The organism is Escherichia sp. WS1450 (assembly GCF_046487395.1).
Lineage (GTDB): Bacteria > Pseudomonadota > Gammaproteobacteria > Enterobacterales > Enterobacteriaceae > Escherichia > Escherichia coli.
This window is the reverse complement of sequence record NZ_JBJQJO010000089.1, coordinates 1-2,653: the sequence shown is the minus strand read 5'-3', so window position 1 is coordinate 2,653 and position 2,653 is coordinate 1. Positions and strand designations below refer to the sequence as shown.

Genomic DNA, 2,653 nt, shown 5'->3' with positions numbered 1-2,653 from the left:
ATGGCATCCGCATAGTGCACTGGGTTATCGCTCGCCACGGGAATATCTACGGCAGCGGGCCAGTAATGGGTTAAGTGATAACAGGTGTCTGGAAATATAGGGGCAAATCCAGGAACATTCCGGGTTATCTGTAGTACAGGAGGAGATTTTCTCCTATTTCAAATAAAATTCAATGACAGGTGAATATTTAAATATAAATGCATCGCTTCAACAGAGAAATCGGAATTACGCCCGGAACCAGGCCTGAATGAATAATGGAGGAGGTAAAATAATATTATTGATGAAAATATCAAATTAAGTCCCCCTTCTCCTTCCCCAGCTTAAATATACTTACTTTTTCACTGGATAATATGTTATTGAATTACAAAGTTGATCCTGATATACATGATTTCCGGCTCTTGCATCCAGTGATAACTTTATATAGTCCTGCAAAGGCGAACTTCGTAAAAGTATACTTTTCTGTTGTAAGCATTGAGGTATCGAAAATGAGTGAGAATACCGGAAAATCCCATGAAAATAAAATGGTTATTATTGACTACGGGGAATATGATGAATACCTTCGTAACGCGTGGTTCCGAGGTTTTCGGGAAGGTTATGATATGGCGATGAAATTTGGATTAGGCTGCCAGCAATGTTATGAAACAGGTGAAAAAATAGCATGCGCAAGAGCTGAAGAATGCCGTAAAAAGATTAAGGTAATAAAACACTGAAACGGGCTGTCTGATATTTCTGTGAGCTAAAAAGACACCGTAATACAGGTATCTCACAGTAACTGAAAGATATGCACATGCCGCCAGGGAAGATTAAGGGTAAGGGAGGATATCCCTTACCTGATTGATTATGGGATGATACCACAGGCAATTCTTGCACCACCGCCACCTAGAGGTTCAGGATGGTCATCATGATTATCACCTCCTGCGTGGAGCATTAGCGAACGGCCATCGAGCTCCTTTAATTCAGATAGTCTTGGCGCAAGCACCGGGTAGGTTGCTTTTCCGTCATGAGTGACATAAAGCGCAGGGAGATCACCTAGGTGGCCATCAGGAGACCATGGACCGAGATGCTTCCCTGTTTTTTCCGGGTCAAAGTGACCACCTGCAGATAAAGCAGCGACAGTTTTTCCATCTTTCAGGGCAGGAGCACAACTTGCGTTTTCATGTACATGAAAACCATGAATGCCGGCGGGTAAGGAGTGAAGATCAGGGGTGAACAGCAGCCCGTAGGGTGTCTTCTGGATGGTTATTTTACCAATATTTCGCTCTTTTCCGTCACTATCAACAAGATTCATTGTTACATCTTTGGTGGCTGCATATCCACAGGATGATGTAGCCAGAATCACAAAGGCAATAAGTTTACGTTTCATAAACCCTCTGTTAACAGGTTAAAGATTTACTCAATAACTGTTGCGAAATAACAGTCAGCCAGATGATAGCTTATGATAGTTATTGAATGTGACTATCAGTGTAATTAATTATGCAAATTAGAAGGAATGTTATGTGTGAAGCGCCCCTGTATCCCGCTCATACTGGCTAACCCAGACACGCAGAGTCTGTGGCGTACAGCCAGCATTTGAGGCAATGGAACAAATTACCCCAATTGTGAATCATACTCATCCTGTTTACCTCTTTCTCAGGGAGTTTAGTCTCCAGGATTCCCGGAGCAGTTCAAAGTGCCCTGTGCTGCTTAAAGTGCCGCTGCATGCCACCACATGGCTGAGCAGCAACAGGTATTGTTGTTCCTTCATGTTGTTCACGCAACCAGCGTAATACCACCGGCGAGGATGGACTGTCACTGTGATTACGTTCAGTAATACGTTCATAAAAGGAAGTTCAGAATGCATGAATCTGTTGTCCGTTGATGTTTCCTTCTGTCGAATTGTGTGTGAAGTGGACAATCAGAAAATGCGGCCAGTGATCCACTGCCTGTTGAATAAAACGCCGGATGTCTCCCGGCTCTGCAAGTAATGCTTCAGTTTCCTGCACTATTTTATCCCTGTTGAATTTTGTCAAACCGGTGCAGACACGCAGGAAAGTATGCCAGCACTGGTGTAATGCCAGTAACATACAATAAGAATGAAATGACGAATCAGTCAGGAAAGGGTGCCCCCATTGGCAACCCATTGACTGAGCAGAGGATACAATCAGGAAGGTTAACGAGAGTATCTCCGACATCAGGGGCAGGATTGATTTCTACAATACCAGCGCCGGCATTGAGCCTGTACATAGATTTATGTAATTGCCTGATTTTGATATGTTCAATTCAACATCAAATGAAAGCTAAATTATGGACGACACACAATTGCAGGCTCTGGCTAACGAACTGGCCAAAAATCTCAAAACCCCTGAAGATCTCAGTCAGTTCGATCGCCTGCTCAAGAAAATAAGTGTTGAGGCAGCTCTCAACGCTGAACTGACTCACCATCTGGGACATGAAAAAAATCAGACCAAATCGGGAACCAACTTCCGTAATGGCTATTCCACGAAAACCGTCACCACTACCGACGGGCCGATGGAATTACGTACTCCACCTGATCGTGATGGTTCCTTCGAACCACAACTGGTGAAGAAAAATCAGACCCGCATTACCGGCATGGACAACCAGATCCTGGCGCTGTATGCCAGAGGGATGACTACCCGCGAAATTACCTCAGCCT

At 44.1% G+C, this 2,653-nt stretch carries 3 protein-coding genes and 1 pseudogene; 2 read left to right on the top strand and 2 right to left on the bottom strand.

Annotated features, from left to right (window positions below; translation table 11 throughout):
• Window positions 1–485 precede the first annotated feature (485 nt).
• Window positions 486–710 carry a hypothetical protein gene (locus tag ACJHYR_RS27405; RefSeq protein ID WP_001470144.1) on the top strand — a complete coding sequence of 75 codons (225 nt, stop codon included), beginning with the start codon at window positions 486–488 and terminating at the stop codon, window positions 708–710.
• A gap of 128 nt (window positions 711–838) precedes the next feature.
• Here the strand turns inward: ACJHYR_RS27405 and sodC are convergent, their stop codons facing one another.
• A complete protein-coding gene (gene sodC, locus ACJHYR_RS27400) occupies window positions 839–1,363 on the bottom strand; it encodes a superoxide dismutase family protein (RefSeq protein ID WP_000823671.1) in 525 nt (174 codons plus the stop codon).
• A 364-nt stretch (window positions 1,364–1,727) separates the two neighbouring features.
• A pseudogene (locus tag ACJHYR_RS27395) lies at window positions 1,728–1,982 on the bottom strand (hypothetical protein); the annotation flags it as partial.
• Between the two features lie 301 nt (window positions 1,983–2,283).
• On the opposite strand from ACJHYR_RS27395, the gene ACJHYR_RS27390 reads away from it, so the two are divergent.
• On the top strand, window positions 2,284–2,653 hold a 370-nt coding region (locus tag ACJHYR_RS27390; protein WP_171946116.1), incomplete at its 3' end, for a transposase.

Excerpts from the sequence above, each read along its gene's own strand:
- ACJHYR_RS27405 (WP_001470144.1), top strand. The coding sequence starts at position 486 with ATGAGTGAGAATACCGGAAAATCCCATGAAAATAAAATGGTTATTATT.
- sodC (WP_000823671.1), bottom strand. The coding sequence starts at position 1,363 with ATGAAACGTAAACTTATTGCCTTTGTGATTCTGGCTACATCATCCTGT.